This window comes from Roseovarius litoreus (assembly GCF_900142765.1).
Lineage (GTDB): Bacteria > Pseudomonadota > Alphaproteobacteria > Rhodobacterales > Rhodobacteraceae > Roseovarius > Roseovarius litoreus.
This window is the reverse complement of the sequence record NZ_FRCB01000008.1, coordinates 119008-135912: the sequence shown is the minus strand read 5'-3', so window position 1 is coordinate 135912 and position 16905 is coordinate 119008. Positions and strand designations below refer to the sequence as shown.

Here is a 16905-nt window from a genome sequence, read left to right as displayed (position 1 = left end):
CGGAAAATAAAAGTGAAAACCACAAAGCTACATTTAATATTGTTGTTACATCCATAATGTATCTCACGACTCGCAGGGGTCAGTGCAATAAAATAGGGCATTTTGGATTTATGGCGTGTCTGGGCAGCAGTGGGTCAATCCAAAAAAATGTTGCTTTGTCGTTTTTATTCGCCAACAATCAATCAAAACGGGGGGAGTCGGTCATGGCGTCGAAGAAAATCCGGCGACGCGATTTGATACAGCAGGTCGTGCAAGAGCAGGGCGGCATGAGCGTTGGTGCGCTGGCCGAGATGTTCGGCGTGTCCATGCAGACGATCCGGCGTGACCTTGATACGCTCTGCGACGGGCAGGCCCTGCAGCGCTCGCATGGGCGCATCGAGCTGGCAGAGGGTCGGGGGAATACCCCTTTCGATCAGCGCGCGGGCACCAATCTTGTCGGCAAGCGCGCCATCGCCAGCAGTGCCGCTGCGCTGATCCCTGATGGCTCCACCATCTTTATCTCGATCGGCTCAACGGCCCTCAGCGTCGCGCGTGCGCTGCACCGCAAGAAGGAACTGGCGGTCATCACCAACAACCTGAGCGTGGCGATGGCGCTCAGCGAAGAGATATCAAACCGCATCATTGTGCCTGGTGGTGAAATCCGTCTTCCTGACCGTGATTTCGTCGGAGAGGAGGTCGTGGAGTTCTTCAGCCGCTATCGGGCCGAGTTCGCGATTTTCGGCACCGCGGGCATCGACCTTGATGGCAGGCTTCTGGAGTTTCACCAGGCCGAGGTCCGCGCCACCTATCAGATGTGGCGCAACGCGCAAAAATCCATCCTCGTGATTGACCGCAGCAAGTTCGGACGGCTTGCCCCATCCGTCGGCGGCAGTCTTTCGGAGTTGGACACCATCATCTGTGACCGCCCGCCGTCTGACCAGTTTCACCATCTGATCGAGCCTCTGGGCGAGCGGATCGTATTTGCAGAGGAGGCCGAATGATGGAAGACGCATTCGTTCAACTGGATGGCGTGGCCAAGCGCTGGAACGGCCAGCTTGGTGTCGAGGACATTTCCCTTTCCATTCCGCGCGGGTCTTTCGTTGCGCTTCTCGGGCCGTCAGGCTGTGGCAAGTCCACGACCCTTCGGTTGCTGTCGGGGTTGGAGCTCGCGGATGAGGGGCGGATCATCATCGACGGGAAGGACGTGACCACGGCCGCGCCCTCCGAGCGTAACCTGTCCATGGTGTTCCAGTCCTATGCGCTTTTCCCGCATCTCAGTGTCGCCGAAAACGTGATCTTCGGCCTCAAGGTCCGCAAGGTCGCAGCGGCGGAACGGCGCGAAAAGCTCCGTCGCGCGCTCGAGATTACCGGCTTGCTCGGCTATGAGGCGCGCAAGCCCGGCGAGCTGTCGGGTGGCCAGCGTCAGCGCGTCGCACTGGCCCGCGCGATCGTGGCGAACCAGCCGCTCTGCCTGATGGATGAGCCGCTGTCGAACCTCGATGCAAAGCTGCGCGCCTCGGTGCGCAAGGACATCAAGAAACTGCAGGTCGATCTGGGGATCACCGTGATCTACGTCACCCACGATCAGACCGAGGCCATGAGCATGGCCGATATCGTGGTCCTGATGAAGGACGGACGCATTCAGCAAGTCGGCGCACCGGAGAGCTTGTATTACCGCTCCGCCAACACCTTTGTCGCCGAATTCGTCGGGTCCCCGCCAATGGCGCTTGTCGAAGGCTCGGCTCTGCCCGGCTTTGAAGGCGCCGCCAAAATCGGCCTGCGCGCTGAAAGTCTGCGCCTGGCCAAGGCGGGCCAGGGCCGGCTGAAATGCCTCGTTTCAGAATGCGAGTTCCTCGGATCCGAGACATTCGTGGGGCTGACGCATCCCGCGGCCAAGGGACTGACCATTTCGATGCCGGGGCTGCAGACCATTCCAACTGGAGAGGAGCTGGAAATAGATTTTGCCGACGAGGATCTGCATTTCTTCGACGCAGACGGAAATCGAACAAACCACCTAAAACGCGTGTCGGCCTGACGGCCGGCGCACCCGCACGTGTTCAATCCAAGGGAGACCATCATGAACACTATCAGGAAGATCGGACTGTCCACTGCCATGGCAACCATGATTGCCGCTCCGGTTGCTGCCGAAACCGAACTGACGATGTATTACCCCATCGCCGTCGGCGGCGCGCTGACCGAAGTCGTCGATGGCATCGTCGCCAAATTCGAAGAGGCAAACCCCGATATCAAGGTCAACGCGATCTATTCGGGCAATTACGACGACACCCGCGTGCGCGCCCTTTCGGCCATCGCCTCGGGCGAGCCTGCGCAATTGGCGGTCATGTTCTCGATCGACGCCTATGATCTGATCGAACAGGAAACGATTGTCGCCTTCGAGGACATCGAAGGTGTCGATACGGCATGGCTCGACAGCTTCTACCCCGCCTTGATGGCCAATAGCCGGATCGAAGGCAAAACATGGGGTATCCCGTTCCAGCGTTCGACGATCGTCGCCTACTACAACAAGGACATGTTCCGCGAGGCAGGCCTTGACCCCGAAGCCCCGCCCGCAAGCTGGGATGAACTGGTCAGCATGGGCAAGGCACTGACCAAGGGTGACACATATGGCCTGATGATCCCGTCCACGGGCTACCCCTATTGGATGTTCCAGGCCCTTGCCATTCAGAACGGCAAGGAGCTGATGTCCGGGGATGGCCTTGAAACCTATTTCGACGATCCTGCCGTTGTCGAGACGCTGGAGTTCTGGAAGTCCCTGTCGACCGAACATGGCATCATGCCGACCGGTACGGTCGAGTGGGGCACCCTGCGTCAGGCTTTCCTCGAAGGTCAGACTGCCATGATGTGGCACTCCACGGGCAACCTGACCGCAGTCAAGAACGGCGCAAGCTTTGATTTCGGCGTGGCCGAACTTCCGGCAAATGTGCGTCCCGGATCGCCGACCGGCGGTGGAAACTTCTACGTCTTCCAGGACACGACAGACGAAGAACGCGCCGCCGCCCTCAAACTGATCGAGTTCATGACCGCGCCCGAGCAGGCCGCGGAATGGTCGATCGCGACGGGCTATATGGGCGTGTCGCCCGCGGCTTACGAAACGGAAGCCCTCAAAGCCTATACGGTGGAATTCCCGCCCGCTCTGGTCGCGCGCAATCAGCTTGAAAACGCCGTTGCCGAATTCTCGACCTTCGAGACGGCGCGGGTCCGCGATGGGCTGAACAATGCAATCCAGGCGGCGCTGACGGATGCCAAGTCGCCAGCTGACGCCCTGGCCGAAGCGCAGGCCGCCGCCGAGCGTCTTCTCAAGGACTACCGTTAATCTTCATCGGGCGCCAGGTTACGGCCTGGCGCCCGTTCCCGTCAGGGCGAAAGGCCGGGTTGCATGGCTAAGCACGTGAATATCGAACGCCGCAGACAGGCCATTTACGGCTGGCTGTTGCTGTCGCCCGCCATGATCCTTCTCACGGCTTTCGCCTTCTATCCGTCCCTTGCCACCCTCTGGACAAGCGTGTTCAGCCGTGGAACGCGCCGCCGCCCAAGCGAATTCGTCGGAACCGAGAATTACACCGACCTTTTTGCCGACCCGACATTCTGGAAGGTGGTCACGAACAATCTCATCTACGCCGGTGCGACGATCCCGCTGTCCATCGCCATCGCGCTTGGCATGGCGCTGTGGGCCAATTCCAAGATCCCGGCGCGCAGTTTCGTGCGAACCGCCTATTTCACGCCGACGGTTCTGCCGATGATCGCCGCGGCGAACCTTTGGCTGTTTTTCTACACGCCGGGGCTTGGCGTTCTGGATCAGATCGGGTCCTTGTTCGGTCTGCCGACGGTCAATTGGCTGGGCCAGCCCGAAACGGCGCTTTGGGCCGTGATCATCGTGACGATCTGGAAAGAAGCCGGCTTTTTCATGATCTTCTATCTCGCGGCCCTGCAGACCATTCCCGAAGACCTCAAGGAAGCCGCCGATATCGAAGGCGCCAGCCGATTTACCTATACGCGCAGGATCGTGCTGCCGCTGTTGATGCCGACAACCTTGTTCATCATGGTGAATGCGTTGATCAATTCCGTGAAGCTGATCGACCATCTGTTCATCCTGACCAAGGGTGGCCCGAACGATGCGTCCAAGCTGATCCTCTATTATATCTGGGAGATGGCCTTTGCCTTCTTCGATGCGCCTCAGGCCGCGGCCATGACGATCATGGTCCTGGTGGTGCTCGGCGTCGTCGCAGGTATCAAATTCACCATTCTCGACAAACGGACACATTACCAATGAGCGGCCTGTCACGACATATCGAGAGTTTTGGCGCCCTGTTGCTGGCCGTGATCTGGATTTCGCCCCTGGTGTTCGCATTCTGGGCGGCGTTTCACACCACGTCGGACGCGGTGAATTTCAACCTTGCGGCGCCCTGGACGCTCGACAATTTCCGGACGGCATGGGACGGGGCGCCGTGGCTGCGGTATTTCCTCAATACCTTCTTGTTGGTGACCGTCATCCTGATCGGGCAGTTCTTCGTCACGACCCTTGCCGGTTTCGCCTTCGCGCAGGTGCGCTTCCCGGGCCGGGATATCGTGTTCATTCTCGTGCTCATGCAACTGTTCATTCTGCCCGAGGTTCTGATCGTCGAGAATTACGTCATGGTCTCGCGGCTTGGCATGTTCGATACGATCCTGGGCGTCGGCATGCCCTACATGGCGTCCGCCTTCGGTATCTTCCTGATGCGGCAGGCCTTCAAGGGCGTCCCGATCGAGCTGCACGAGGCTGCCCGTGTCGAAGGCTGCGGCTGGTTCGGTATCCTGTGGCGGGTCTATGTGCCCTTGGCGCGACCCACCTACCTCGCCTATGCCCTTGTGTCCGTGTCGACCCATTGGAACAATTTCCTCTGGCCGCTGATCGTGACCAACTCGCCCGATACACGGCCGCTGACCGTCGGTCTGTCGATCTTCGCAGCACCCGAGAACGGCGTGGATATCAGCGTGATCTCGGCGGCAACGATCATGTCTGTAGCCCCCCTTCTGATCGCGTTCCTCGTCTTCCAGCGGCAATTCGTACAGGCGTTCCTGCGCGCGGGGATCAAATAGCGATGGCGCGTCTCCTGCAAATATCGGACCTGCATATCGTCGCCCCCGGTGCTCTGGCGTCCGGGCGGCTTGACACACCGGGTCTGCTGCGCCGTGCGATCGATACGATCAGCGCTCGGCTCGACGCCATGGGCCCGATCGAGGCGGTGCTGGTGACCGGTGACATCAGCGATGACGGCAGTTCCGCAAGCTACGATCTGGCGCGCTCCGAGCTGGACAGGCTGGGCCTTCCGCTGCTTGTCGTGCCCGGCAACCATGATTGCAGGGAAACCTTGCGCCGTGCCTTTGGCGACTTGCCGACGATGCCGCCCACCGGCCTGATCGACTGGCGTGTCGACATGGACGGTACCACGGTCATCGGTCTCGATACGCTGGTCGAAGGGCAGGGCGGCGGACGGCTGCGCCCCGAAAGTTTTTCGGTGCTGGCCAACGCGCTCGATGCATCGGATGACGGCCCTGTTCTGGTGGCGCTGCATCATCCGCCCTTGCGCACAGGCATTCGCTTCATGGATGCGATCGGGCTGGAAAATTCCGATGAGCTTGCGGCGGTCCTTGAACGGCGCACCGCGCCGGTGCGGATCGTGGCCGGCCATGTGCATGGCGTCCATCACGGCGCGCTTGGTCCGCACACGGTCGTCACCGCGCCATCGACCTGCAGCGCCTTCGCGCTCGACCGCCGCGAGGACGCCCCCATCGGCTTCATGACGGGGCCCACAGGCTGTGCGGTGATCGACATCGGCCCTGACTGGGTCTGGACCGCAGTGCCGCTTGATCATGGCACCGGCCCGTTCAAGTTCTGAGACGATCCGAAAACAAGGCACACGAGGCCAGAACCCGGAGACATAATGGCGAGTACACCCGTCCTGTTCATCATCAACATGGCCGCCGCTGCGGCGCTTTTGATATGGGCGGTGCGCCTTGTCCGAACCGGGTTCGAACGTGCCTTCGGCGGGCAATTGCGTCTCTGGCTGCGCCGATCCACGTCCAACCGGTTTGCCGCCGCGATGTCAGGGGCGTCGACCGCCGTGCTGATGCAAAGTTCCACGGCTGTCGCGGTTCTCATGGCCGGCTTCGTGTCCACCGGCGCCATGGGAAGCGTCGCGGGTCTGTCGATCATGCTTGGCGCGGATCTTGGCTCGTCGCTCGTGGCGCTGATGCTCAATTCCCGGATCGCGATCGTGACACCGCTTCTGCTGCTGGCCGGGGTGATGATTTTCCTGCGCAGCTCGGCGCGCCGCATCCGCCAGATCGGCCGTATTCTGATCGGGCTGTCGCTGATCTTCCTGTCGCTCGAGCTGATCCGTGATGCCAGCTTGCCGCTGACCGATCTCGCAGGCGCCGAGACCCTGATGCTCTATCTTGCCAAAGATGTGACGGTCGCATTCCTGCTTGCGGCCCTGTTCGCCTGGCTTGTGCATTCAAGCGTCGCGGCGGTGCTTCTTTTCGCCACTTTGGCCACGCAAGGGCTTTTGCCGCTCGAGGCGGCTCTGGCCATGGTGCTCGGCGCCAATCTGGGGGGATCGGTGGTTGCATTCGTGCTCACTCTGAAGGCCAACAGCGCCGTCCGAAGGGTGGTTTGGTGCAATCTGTTTCTGCGCGGTGGCGGTGCCGCGGCGGCTTTGGCCCTGCTGGTCAAATTCGACGCGGCAACCGGACTGCAGGGCGCGGATGCGGGTCAACTTTCCTTGTACCTTCATCTGCTCTTCAATCTGGCGCTGCTCCTGATCAGCCTTCCGTTTGTCGGTCCGCTGATGCGGGTCGCGACAACACTCGTGCGCGAGCCCGCCCAAAACCCGTCGCCCGGCGAATGGCGTTCAGCCCTTGATATGTCGGTATTGAACCAGCCGGTGCGGGCTTTCGGCTGCGCCCAACGCGAACTTGTCGAGATGGGCCACCGATGCGAGATCATGCTGCGTGACGCCCTGCGGCTCTTCGAGACCTATGATGAGACGACCGCCAAGGGATACCGCGCCGAATTTCAGAATGTCAGCCGCATGTCGCTTGATATCCGAACCTATCTGTCACGTGTTCGCAGCAAGGATGATGTCACCGGAAACCGTGCCTTCGACCTTTCGACGATCGCGGTCAATCTCGAGGCCGGCGCGGATGTCGTTGCGCGTAAGATGGTCGAACTTGCGCGGTCCAAAGACATCGAGGATCTGCAATTTTCAGCGGATGGATGGCGCGAACTGACCGATTTTCATGACGTGGTGCTGCGCAATGCGCAGCATGCGATTTCCGTGCTGATGTCCGAGGATGTCGGTCTGGCCCGAGAGCTCGTCGAGCAGAAAGAACGGGTGCGCGATCTCGAGCAACGACTCCAGCGCGCTCATCTGCAACGGCTCCGCGAAGGCCTGACCGAGACCTTTGAGACCAGTGCCATTCACCTCGATCTGTTGCGCTCTCTGAAGATGCTCAACACCAGCTTTGCGATGGTCGCCTATCCCCTGCTCGAGGAACGCGGCGAACTTCTGGAAAGCCGTCTGGCGACATCGTGACCACCGGTTTTTGATCTCTTCACAACCTTGTGGGTGGCCGACAAGCCATGATGCCGAACCGCAGATTTGCACTATCATGCAGTGGATGAACCTGTTCAAACCAAAGAGGCTTACCCATGACCAAAGACAGGATTGGCCGCCGGACCCTCATGAAGACAGGGGCCGCGACACTGATGGCAACCGGCACCGGCCTGATGTCGCCCGTTTGGGCGCAGGGTCTTGCTCCAACGGAATCAATGCGCGGCGGATCGAACAATTACTTGCCCGGAGCGCCCATCGTCGAACGGATCGGTGGCGGGGGCTTCCTGATGTCCGGCACCGTGCACCGTGCGGGTGATGGCGCGCCGCTCGAGGGTATTCGTATCCAGATCTGGGCTCATACCACCGAAGGGTTCGAGCGTGACCCGCACAGTCATGGCGCAACGCTGACCAACGCGGACGGCGAATTTCAGCTCGAGATGCCGCAGATCGTGCCGGCATTCGGACAACCTCACGCGCATCTTGCCTATGACAGCGGCACGTTCGAGACGGTGTTTCTTCGCCCTGTGATGGCAAGCCCTCGCGATACCAGCCTCAGCGCACATTTCGTGCTGAAACCTGCCTGATCGTGACTGTCCTCAGGGCGCTTCTGGTCTGGAGCCTGCTTGCCGGCGTGATGGTCGTGCCCGTGATCGTCGCGACGGGCAGCGAATTTCTGCAATACCGAAGCGCCACGTATGTCGTGGCGGGCTTCGCCGGCGTGATCGCATTGTCGATTCTGCTTTTGCAGCCATTGTTGGCCTCCGGGCTTCTTCCCGGTCTGCCCATGTCCGTCGGGCGCAGGGTGCATCGCTGGACCGGCGTGGCGCTGTTGCTCGCCATCGCCGTGCATGTCGTGGGCCTTTGGATCACAAGCCCTCCGGACATGATCGACGCGCTGACATTCACGGCGCCGACGGCGTTCTCGGTGTTCGGTGTCATCGCGATGTGGGCCTTGATCGCGGCAGCGCTCTTGGCCGGGTTTCGCAAGAAACTGCGCCTGCGCCCACAGCTATGGCGCCTTGCCCATGTCACATGGGCTTCGGTTGTGGTCGTCGGCAGCGTGGCCCATGCGATCCTGATCGAGGGCACGATGGGGACCGTTTCCAAGATCCTGATATGCGCGGTGTTGATCGCCGCCATGGCGCTGACAGTGCATCGGTTGCAGCCCTGGATAGGGGTCTGGCGCAGGGGGGCGGCCAATCTGCGGCGTTGACCTTATAATAAGACTTTGCCGCCATCCATGTTTGCAAACCGCCGTTCCTTTTAAGGATCACCGGAGTGCAAAATCCGCACCCTGAAATAACCTGTCAAACATGTATGTAAACATACAAGATAAATCAGCATCAGTCGCTTGGGCTGTCCCGCATTCCTTCTCTTTTTAGGCCAAAAACACTTTCAAAAAGGGCCATATCTACCGCTCAAAATATCATCAGATCAAAAGTCGATGAATATATTGTTGGTATGGGATCGAAAAATATCTTGTCGGAATCCCGAGGCTCTGTAAGATTTGATCAGGGTTGAGGTGGCAGGCGCGCCCCGAAAGGCGCCGAATCCTGCCCCGGCCAGAATGGGAGAAGTGTCCTTGACGCAGTATCTTCGTCCTCAAACGCTGCCCGAGGCGCTGGCCGCCCTGCAGGCAAATCCCGAGCTCAGGATCGTTGCGGGCGGGACCGATATCTACCCTTCCCTGGCCGAAGACGTTCAGCATGCCAACCTGCTGGATATTACCGGACTGTCTGCGCTTCGCGACATCACCCGCCCCCAAGGCGGTCTGCGCATCGGCGCATTGGCCACCTGGTCGGATTTGCAGGCGGCGGATCTGGGCCCGGCCTTTTTGGCTTTGCAAGAGGCCGGTCGCGAAGTCGGCTCGCCGCAGATCCAGAATGCCGCGACGGTGGTCGGCAATCTGTGCAATGCCTCACCTGCCGCGGATGGCACCGTGGCGCTCATGGCTCTGGGGGCCGAGGTCGAAATCGCAGGTCCCGAAGGTCAAAGGCGCCTGCGGCTCGAGGCTTTCGTGACCGGAGTGCGCCGCGTTGACCTCAACAAGGGTGAGATCGTCACGGCCCTGCATCTGCCCGCATTGCCCGGGCGCTCCGCTTTCGTGAAGCTCGGCACGCGCAAATACCTCGTCATCTCGATCGCAATGGTCGCCGCCTATGTGCAGCTCGACGCGTCCAGCCGTATCGCCCGCGCAGCGATCGCGGTCGGCTCCTGTGCGCCGGTGGCGCAACGGCTGCGGGCGCTCGAAGCGGCGCTGGTGGGCACGCGCGCCAAGGATTTGACAAGCGCGGTGCGCCCCGAATTGATCGAAGGCCTGACCCCAATCACCGATGTGCGGGGCGAGGCGGCCTATCGCGAAGCGGTTGTGCCGGTGCTTGTGCGCAGGGCGCTTGCGCGCTGCATGGACCCCTGAGACAGGAGAGCGCCGATGAACAGGATCGCCCCCGCGACGCCCGTCGCTGACACGGACAATCGGATTACCCTGTCCCTGACCCTCAACGGCGCGCCGCGCGAGGGCGTCGTTGCCCCCGCGGCACGGCTGAGTGCGGCCTTGCGCGATACCTTTGACTGCGAAGAGATCAAGGTGGGGTGCGATGCGGGCGATTGCGGCGCCTGTACGGTGCTGTTGGATGGTGCGCCGATCTGTGCCTGCCTCATGCCTGCCGCTCGCGCCGAGGGTCGCGTGGTCGAGACGGTCAAGGCGCTTGCCCCGTCCAGCGGTGTGCCGGGCAAACTGCAGCGCGCGTTTCAGCGCCACGGCGCGGCACAATGCGGCATCTGTACGCCGGGGATGCTTATGGCGGCCGAAGGCTTGCTGCGTCGTGTGCCGCAACCGACCCGGCCAGAGGTCGAAGAGGCGCTGTCGGGCGTCCTGTGTCGCTGCACCGGTTACAGCAAGATCGTTTCCGCCGTCATGGATTGCGGCGGCGCGGATGTCACCCCGCCCGATGGGGCCGTGGGCGCGCGGATCGAGCGGCTCGATGGATTGCCCAAGGTTCTCGGGACCGATCTTTTCGGGGCGGATGGCTGGCCCGAGGGGACGCTGGCGGTGCGTCTGGTGCGCAGCCCGCATCACCATGCGGGCTTCTCCTTCGGCGATATCGCGGCTTGGCGCGCGGCCCACCCGGATCTGCACGCAGTCCTGACCGCAGCGGATATTCCCGGTCGCAACTGCCACGGCGTCATTCCGCCCTTCGCCGATCAGCCCGTCTTCGCCGAGCATGTCGCGCGCTTCAAGGGAGAGCCGGTCGCCGCCATCATCGGCCCGCACGATGTGGTCGAGCGTCTCGATCTGTGTCACTTCCCCGTGACATGGGAGGAACGGCCTGCCGTGCTCGATATTCCCTCGGCCCGCGCCGAAGGGGCGCCGGTGCTGCATGAGGGGCGGCCCGGCAACCTGCTGACCGAAGGCTTCGTGCGGCGCGGTGCGCCCGAAGACGCCCTCAAGGAAGCGGCGGCGGTGGTCGAGGCCACCTTTACCACCGGCTTCATCGAACACGCCTATATCGAACCCGAAGCAGGCTATGCCCGCCGCGTCGGAAACCGGATCGAGGTTTGGGCCTGCACGCAGGCGCCGCATATGGACCTCGAGGATCTGGCGCTCATCATGGACCTGCCGCGCGAGGCGATCCGCATCCTGCCTTCTTCGGTCGGCGGGGGCTTCGGGGCCAAGCTGGATCTTTCACTTCAGCCCTATCTCGCGCTGGCGGCCTGGGTCACGGGCGCACCCTGCGGCATGGTCTATAGCCGCCGGGACTCGATGATGACGACCACCAAAAGGCACCCGTCGCAGATCACCGCGCGCATCGGCGCCGATGCCGAAGGCCGGTTGCTGGGCATGACGGTTGCGGCAAGTTTCAACACGGGCGCCTATGCGTCCTGGGGGCCGACCGTGGCGAACCGGGTGCCGGTCCATGCATCCGGCCCCTATTTTCTGCCCGCCTACGAGGCGCGCGCCGCAGCCATTCACAGCCATTGCGCGCCGGCGGGTGCCTTCCGCGGCTTCGGTGTCCCGCAAGGCTCCATCGCGCAAGAGGCGCTTTTTGACGAGCTTGCCGATGCGCTGGGCCATGACCGGCTCGAGTTTCGCATCCGGAACGCCTTGCAGACAGGTCAACCTACGGTGACCGGACAGGTCTTTTCCCAAGGTGTCGGGATCCGCGCCTGTCTCGAAGCTCTGCGCCCTGCATGGGCCGAAAGGCGCGCGGCGGCGGCTGCGTTCAATGCGGCGCAAAGTGCCGAAGGCGGCGCGCTGCGGCGCGGTGTCGGTGTTGCGGGCATGTGGTATGGCTGCGGCAACACCTCGCTGCCCAATCCGTCCACGATCCGCGTTGGCATCAAGGCCGATGGCACACTGGTTCTGCATCAGGGCGCAATGGATATCGGGCAGGGGGCCAACACGGTCATCACCCAGATCTGTGCCGAGGCGCTTGGCCTGCCGGTCTCGGCCTTCACGCTGGTGGGCGCCGATACCGATCTGACGCCCGATGCGGGCAAGACATCCGCTTCGCGGCAGACTTTCGTTTCGGGGGCGGCATCGCTCAGGGCCGGGGCGGCGCTCAGGGCGCAGCTCTTGCGCAGGCTCAATGCGGGCGATGACGCGCAATTGCAGCTTGCCGGCAGCGTGATTTCCGCCGGTTCTGCGGCCTTCGATCTGGCGACGCTGGCGGGTCAGGAAAACGCCTTCGGCTATGTGCTGATGGCCGAGGAAACCTTCGATCCGCCCACCTCGCCGCTTGATGAAAACGGACAGGGCGAACCCTATGCCGCCTATGGCTGGGGCGCGCATCTTGCGGAAATCGACGTCGATATCGAACTGGGCACCATCCGCGTCCGCGATCTGGTCTGCGCGCATGACGTGGGCCGCGCGATCAACCCGACGCTTCTCGAAGGCCAGATCGAGGGCGGATCGGCCCAGGGGATCGGGCTTGCCCTGATGGAAGAGTTCATTCCCGGGCGCACCGAGAACCTGCATGATTACCTGATCCCGACCGTGGGCGATGTGCCCCGAGTGGAATCGATCCTGATCGAGGACCCGGACGCGCATGGCCCGTTCGGCGCCAAGGGGATCGGCGAGCAGGTGCTGATTCCCACCGCGCCCGCGATCCTGAACGCACTGCGCGACGCGACCGGCGCCGTGGTCCGCGATATGCCGGCGACACCTGACAAGGTGCTGCGCGCCCTGCAGTCCGCCAGAAGATGAGGGCAGCATGAGTGACACGCCCGCACCCCCGCCCGTCTCGGGCCGTCCGCGCCGCGAGAAGCCCGAAAAGATCCGCTGCGATGCCTGTCCTGTCCTGTGCTACATCGCCGAAGGGCGGGCCGGCGCCTGTGATCGCTACGCCAATGTCGATGGGATTCTGACCCGCGTCGATCCTCTGGTGATCCTTGATCGCATGGCCTCCGATGGTGGTGAGCTGGTCAGCTTTCTTGATAACGGCCGCGACTGGGGCGGCGAGATCGTCAACACCTCGGACCGTTTCGTGACCGCTGTGGGCGCAGGCACCACCTATCCCGATTACAAGCCCGCACCCTTCATCGTCTCGAGCCAGATGGATGGCATCGACATGGTGACCGTGGTCACCGAAGGCATTTTTTCCTATTGCGGCGTCAAGCTCAAGATCGACACCGACCGCCATCTTGGACCCGAAACCGCCTCGGTGCGCTATAACGGCGAAGTGGTGGGCCATGTCAGCACGGCGGAATACGGCAGCCAGATGATGAGCCTCGGGGGGGTGCATCACCTCACCGGAGGCAGCAAGAAAGAGGGCCGCGCCACCTGCGAGGCGTTGCTTCACCTGTGCAACCGTCAGGCGGTGGAACTGACCGTGGATGACGGTGTCAGCCTCGTGGTCGAGGCCGGCAAGCCGCCCGTGATCGACGGCGAGCGCGAAGAGCGGATGCGCGTCGGTTGCGGATCGGCGGCCATCGGGATGTTCGCCCAGCAATGGTTCCGCCATCTCGACGAGGTGGTTGTCGTGGACGACCATATCACCGGGGTTCTCTCCGAGCATCAGGCCGGCAAGCTTCTCGACGTGCCGCCCACGGGTATTCGCATCAAGGGCCACAAAAGCACCCCGGGCCGCTATTTCCGCGTCGCCGAACCGGGGCAGGGCTGGGGCGGCACCGACATCGTCGATCCCCTGTCGATCATCGACCGCTTCGACGCCAAGACCGCATGGCCGGGACTGCGGATGCTGATGGTCTCGACCACAGGCGATCACGCCGCCTATTACGAGCTCGACGCCGATCTGCAGCCCGTTCCCATACCGATGCCCGATCCTGTCGCAGCCTCGGTGGCCCGTGTGCAGGAAAATTGCGAACCCGCGCTCTGTTCGGTGGTGTTCATCGGTGGCGCGGGCGGATCGCTCCGGGCCGGGGTCACGGAAAACCCGGTCAAGCTGACCCGCTCGGTGCGCGAGACCCTCACCCATGTCACCTCCGGCGGTGCCGAGGTCTATATCTGGCCGGGTGGCGGGATCACCTACATGGTCGACGTGATGCAGATGCCGGAAAACTCCTTCGGCTACGTACCCACCCCCGCACTTGTCGCTCCGATCGAATTCACCCTGCGCCTGTCTGATTACGCGGCCCTTGGCGGCCATATGGAGTCGGTCCGTGCGCTGGATGACGTGACCGGGGTGGCGCAGGGCGGGCTGCGCCATCTTGGCCGCGCAAGCGATCCCGCACGCTGGCCGGTGCTGCCTCACCGCTTCGGCTGGACCACCGAATGACCGGCGCAGGCCCTTTCCACCGGCACCTTGCCGACGGGCGGCTGCATCTGCAGCACGGGCCGATCGACATGATCGTGCAAGCAGACGGCCCGGCATCCTCAGTCCGGACCGCCTATGGCCAGGCCATCACCCGCTTCGACAGCCTCCTGTCCGAGCTTGTGTCCGAACTGCCGCTTTTGCGCCAACCCGTCAGGCCCTTGCCCGAGTGCCCTTTGCAAGGCCGGGTGGCGCGCGCCATGGCGCGTGCCGCGCGCGCCCATCTGCCCACTTTCGTCACGCCCATGGCGGCTGTGGCCGGGGCCGGGGCTTCGGCCATTCTTGCGGCGATGACCGACGTTCCGGGGCTAGTGCGCGCCTATGTCAATAACGGGGGCGATATCGCACTCTTTCTGGCGCAAGGGGCAGCTCCTTACAGGCTTGGCGTCGTGGTGGATCCCTCAGCACCCGCGTCACCGGGGCGGATCATGATCGGGCCTCAAACCCCATGGCGCGGGGTGGCCACCAGCGGCGCGCGGGGGCGCAGCCATTCGATGGGCATCGCCGACAGTGTCACCGTGCTCGCCCGTGATGCGGAATCCGCCGATGCGGCGGCAACGCTCATCGCCAATGCCGTTGATCTGCCCGGCGATGCGGCCGTGACCCGTGCTCCGGCGCATGTTCTGTCGCCCGACAGCGATCTGGGGGCGCGGCTTGTGACGCAGCATGTCGCCCCGCTCTCGCCTGACCGGATTTCGGCCGCCCTCGACGCGGGAGAGACGGCGGCCCGCTCGATGCTGGCGCGCGGCCTGATCGGCGGCGCGCTCATCGTTCTTCAGGGCACCGCGCGTGTTGTCGGCGATCTGCCGCTATTCGCGACTATTTCACAGCCTAACAGGGAGGCGCTTGCACATGCCTGATCTCACCTTGCGCAAACAGGCGCTCCTGACCGAAGAGATCTTTCACGAATTCGGCCCTCCCGCGTCTGTGCCTCTGCGCCGGGTCGCCATGGTGTCGGTCATCGAAAACCCCTTCGCCGGTCGCTACGAGCCCGACATCGCGCCCTTCATGGACACGCTCAAACCCTTGGGCGAGGCGATGGCCCGCCGGATGCTCGACGCCCTTGGCGGCGATCCCGCGCAGGTGCAGGGCTATGGCAAGGGCGCCATCGTCGGCGCCGCGGGCGAGTTGGAGCATGGCGCGCTTTGGCATGTGCCGGGGGGATGGGCGATGCGCGAAGTCCTGGGCGATGCGATGGCGATCGTGCCCTCCACCAAGAAGGTGGGCGGGCCGGGCACCCGGCTTGATGTGCCGATCACCCATGTGAACGCCTCTTATGTGCGCAGTCATTTCGACGCAATGGAAGTCGGGCTGACCGATGCGCCTCGTGCTGCTGAACTGGCCTTGATACTGGTCATGACGACCGGGCCTCGCATACATGCGCGTGTCGGAGGCCTTGCCGCCGCCGACATAGAGGGAAGGGATGGATTGCGATAGAATGCTGGCGCGGACCGCGCCGCCATACCGACCCGGAGACGAAAACTCCGGGCTTGAACAAGTAACCGATAGGGAGATCGAGAATGTTTTTGAAGCCGATGATGGCAACAGTTGTGGCGCTTGGGCTGGCCTTGCCGGCCATGGCACAAGAGCGTGAATTCCGTCTGGGGCTGATCACGCCCCCGGTGCATGTCTGGAACAAGGAGGTGGACGCGATGTCCGAAACGCTCAAGGAGCGGTCGGATGGGCGTTTTTCGATCACCGCCTTCCCCTCGGGCCAGCTGGGCAACGAATCCGCCATGCTGCAGCAATTGCAAACCGGGGCGCTCGACATGGCGTGGCTCACCACCGCCGAGCTGACCTTCCGCGTGCCGGACATGGCCGCGCTGCACGCCCCCTTCCTCGTGGATAATATCGAAGATGCCGCGCGTGTCCTGCGCTCGGACGAGGCGCGCGAGATCCTCGACACGCTGCCCGCAGCCACCGGCACGGTCGGCGTCTGCTATGCGATGATCGGGATGCGCCAGATGGTTATGCGCGAGAATATCGACTCCGCCGCCGATCTTGCCGGCAAGCGGATCCGGATCACGCCCGCCCCGGCGATCAGCACCTTCTTCGAGATGTTCGGCGCCGCGCCCGCGCCGATGCCGCTTCCGGCGATCTACGACTCGCTCGCCAATGGTCAGATCGACGGGCTGGACATGGATTACGAATCCATCATCAACTTCCGCTACTACGAACATGCGCCGCATATCCTCGAGACCAACCACCATATGTTCGGCATGGTGGCCCTGATTTCGGCGCCGGTCTGGGCAACGCTCTCCGAAGAGGATCGCGCCCTGATCAGCGAGGTGACGCAGATGCATTGCGACCGCACCATCGACCGTTTCGTGGCGGAAGAAGATAAAAAGCTGGCCAGCCTGCGTGAAGTGTCGGGCATCCAGATCACCGAGGATGTGGGTCAGGACTTCTTTGGCGATATCGTCGAGCGTTGGGATGCCGAATGGGGGGCCAAGACCTCCTATGTCGCCCGCCTGCGCGAGCTGGTCGCCTCGTTCTGATCTGGTAAAACCCGGGTGGTGCGGCCGGTCATGCCGCGC

General features: G+C 62.9%; 15 protein-coding genes. All 15 read left to right on the top strand.

The window, feature by feature from the left end; all coding sequences use genetic code 11:
- Positions 1 to 203: 203 nt before the first annotated feature.
- The 15 genes from F3H35_RS15020 to F3H35_RS14950 all read left to right on the top strand — a co-directional run bounded on the left by F3H35_RS15020 (position 204) and on the right by F3H35_RS14950 (position 16866).
- Complete coding sequence (locus F3H35_RS15020) at positions 204 to 980, top strand: DeoR/GlpR family DNA-binding transcription regulator (RefSeq protein WP_149780405.1); 777 nt, start codon at positions 204 to 206, stop codon at positions 978 to 980.
- The gene (locus tag F3H35_RS15015) at positions 977 to 2014 is read left to right on the top strand and encodes an ABC transporter ATP-binding protein (RefSeq protein ID WP_223228431.1); all 1038 of its coding nucleotides are present in this window, start codon (positions 977 to 979) and stop codon (positions 2012 to 2014) included. The genes F3H35_RS15020 and F3H35_RS15015 overlap by 4 nt, the downstream gene beginning before the upstream one ends.
- A 42-nt stretch (positions 2015 to 2056) precedes the next feature.
- Positions 2057 to 3313 (top strand): ABC transporter substrate-binding protein, encoded by a 1257-nt coding sequence (locus tag F3H35_RS15010; protein ID WP_149780360.1) that lies wholly within the window; start codon positions 2057 to 2059, stop codon positions 3311 to 3313.
- Between the two features lie 63 nt (positions 3314 to 3376).
- On the top strand, positions 3377 to 4270 hold the full coding sequence (locus tag F3H35_RS15005) for a carbohydrate ABC transporter permease (protein WP_149780359.1): 894 nt from the start codon (positions 3377 to 3379) through the stop codon (positions 4268 to 4270).
- Positions 4267 to 5076: a carbohydrate ABC transporter permease gene (locus F3H35_RS15000; protein WP_149780358.1), complete on the top strand. Its 810-nt coding sequence runs from the start codon at positions 4267 to 4269 to the stop codon at positions 5074 to 5076. The genes F3H35_RS15005 and F3H35_RS15000 overlap by 4 nt, the downstream gene beginning before the upstream one ends.
- Before the next feature lie 2 nt (positions 5077 to 5078).
- Positions 5079 to 5876 (top strand): phosphodiesterase, encoded by a 798-nt coding sequence (locus tag F3H35_RS14995; RefSeq protein WP_149780357.1) that lies wholly within the window; start codon positions 5079 to 5081, stop codon positions 5874 to 5876.
- A gap of 45 nt (positions 5877 to 5921) precedes the next feature.
- Complete coding sequence (locus tag F3H35_RS14990) at positions 5922 to 7574, top strand: Na/Pi cotransporter family protein (protein WP_149780356.1); 1653 nt, start codon at positions 5922 to 5924, stop codon at positions 7572 to 7574.
- A 116-nt stretch (positions 7575 to 7690) separates the two neighbouring features.
- Entirely contained in the window at positions 7691 to 8179 is a 489-nt protein-coding gene (locus F3H35_RS14985) for a peptidase associated/transthyretin-like domain-containing protein (RefSeq protein ID WP_149780355.1), read from the top strand.
- A gap of 2 nt (positions 8180 to 8181) precedes the next feature.
- Complete coding sequence (locus F3H35_RS14980; RefSeq protein WP_149780354.1) at positions 8182 to 8808, top strand: ferric reductase-like transmembrane domain-containing protein; 627 nt, start codon at positions 8182 to 8184, stop codon at positions 8806 to 8808.
- Positions 8809 to 9171: 363 nt separating this feature from the next.
- Entirely contained in the window at positions 9172 to 10011 is an 840-nt protein-coding gene (locus F3H35_RS14975) for an FAD binding domain-containing protein (protein ID WP_317510611.1), read from the top strand.
- Between the two features lie 15 nt (positions 10012 to 10026).
- Positions 10027 to 12801 carry a molybdopterin-dependent oxidoreductase gene (locus tag F3H35_RS14970; protein WP_149780352.1) on the top strand — a complete coding sequence of 925 codons (2775 nt, stop codon included), beginning with the start codon at positions 10027 to 10029 and terminating at the stop codon, positions 12799 to 12801.
- Positions 12802 to 12808: 7 nt separating this feature from the next.
- Complete coding sequence (locus tag F3H35_RS14965; protein WP_149780351.1) at positions 12809 to 14332, top strand: 6-hydroxynicotinate reductase; 1524 nt, start codon at positions 12809 to 12811, stop codon at positions 14330 to 14332.
- Entirely contained in the window at positions 14329 to 15228 is a 900-nt protein-coding gene (locus F3H35_RS14960) for a UPF0280 family protein (protein WP_149780350.1), read from the top strand. Before F3H35_RS14965 ends, F3H35_RS14960 begins: the two co-directional genes overlap by 4 nt.
- The gene (locus F3H35_RS14955; protein WP_149780349.1) at positions 15221 to 15805 is read left to right on the top strand and encodes an amino acid synthesis family protein; all 585 of its coding nucleotides are present in this window, start codon (positions 15221 to 15223) and stop codon (positions 15803 to 15805) included. Before F3H35_RS14960 ends, F3H35_RS14955 begins: the two co-directional genes overlap by 8 nt.
- An 83-nt stretch (positions 15806 to 15888) precedes the next feature.
- Entirely contained in the window at positions 15889 to 16866 is a 978-nt protein-coding gene (locus tag F3H35_RS14950; RefSeq protein WP_149780348.1) for a TRAP transporter substrate-binding protein, read from the top strand.
- Positions 16867 to 16905 lie beyond the last annotated feature (39 nt).

Excerpts from the sequence above, each read along its gene's own strand:
- F3H35_RS15020 (WP_149780405.1), top strand. The coding sequence starts at position 204 with ATGGCGTCGAAGAAAATCCGGCGACGCGATTTGATACAGCAGGTCGTG.
- F3H35_RS15015 (WP_223228431.1), top strand. The coding sequence starts at position 977 with ATGATGGAAGACGCATTCGTTCAACTGGATGGCGTGGCCAAGCGCTGG.
- F3H35_RS15010 (WP_149780360.1), top strand. The coding sequence starts at position 2,057 with ATGAACACTATCAGGAAGATCGGACTGTCCACTGCCATGGCAACCATG.
- F3H35_RS15005 (WP_149780359.1), top strand. The coding sequence starts at position 3,377 with ATGGCTAAGCACGTGAATATCGAACGCCGCAGACAGGCCATTTACGGC.
- F3H35_RS15000 (WP_149780358.1), top strand. The coding sequence starts at position 4,267 with ATGAGCGGCCTGTCACGACATATCGAGAGTTTTGGCGCCCTGTTGCTG.
- F3H35_RS14995 (WP_149780357.1), top strand. The coding sequence starts at position 5,079 with ATGGCGCGTCTCCTGCAAATATCGGACCTGCATATCGTCGCCCCCGGT.
- F3H35_RS14990 (WP_149780356.1), top strand. The coding sequence starts at position 5,922 with ATGGCGAGTACACCCGTCCTGTTCATCATCAACATGGCCGCCGCTGCG.
- F3H35_RS14985 (WP_149780355.1), top strand. The coding sequence starts at position 7,691 with ATGACCAAAGACAGGATTGGCCGCCGGACCCTCATGAAGACAGGGGCC.
- F3H35_RS14970 (WP_149780352.1), top strand. The coding sequence starts at position 10,027 with ATGAACAGGATCGCCCCCGCGACGCCCGTCGCTGACACGGACAATCGG.
- F3H35_RS14965 (WP_149780351.1), top strand. The coding sequence starts at position 12,809 with ATGAGTGACACGCCCGCACCCCCGCCCGTCTCGGGCCGTCCGCGCCGC.
- F3H35_RS14960 (WP_149780350.1), top strand. The coding sequence starts at position 14,329 with ATGACCGGCGCAGGCCCTTTCCACCGGCACCTTGCCGACGGGCGGCTG.
- F3H35_RS14955 (WP_149780349.1), top strand. The coding sequence starts at position 15,221 with ATGCCTGATCTCACCTTGCGCAAACAGGCGCTCCTGACCGAAGAGATC.
- F3H35_RS14950 (WP_149780348.1), top strand. The coding sequence starts at position 15,889 with ATGTTTTTGAAGCCGATGATGGCAACAGTTGTGGCGCTTGGGCTGGCC.